This window comes from Cupriavidus sp. SIMBA_020, from assembly GCF_046535395.1.
Taxonomy (GTDB): Bacteria; Pseudomonadota; Gammaproteobacteria; order Burkholderiales; family Burkholderiaceae; genus Cupriavidus; species Cupriavidus campinensis.
The window spans coordinates 1-242 of sequence record NZ_JAWRWU010001488.1; the positions used below are offsets into that span (position 1 = coordinate 1).

The window sequence follows — 242 nt, forward strand, 5'->3', positions numbered from 1 at the left end:
CCGTCCAGCCATTGCTGTTGCGGAACTTGTTCAACGCCTCGTCCGTCATGAACAGCACGAACATCGCCTTGGACTGCGCGCCCGCCTGGAAGCCGATCGAGCCGGCGGTGGTGCTGTAGTAGCCGGCGTTGGCGCCGCCCACGCGCAGCACGCCCTTGCCGTGTTGCGCGCCGATGAAGAAGCTGCCGCTCAACACGTCAGGGAAGATCAGCACGCCCTTGGCGCGCGCGACCAGATCCTTG

1 pseudogene is annotated in these 242 nt (G+C 65.7%); it reads right to left on the reverse strand.

The features are described 5' to 3' along the window. Positions 1 to 242, reverse strand: a pseudogene (locus tag SB751_RS34535) (twin-arginine translocation pathway signal); the annotation flags it as partial.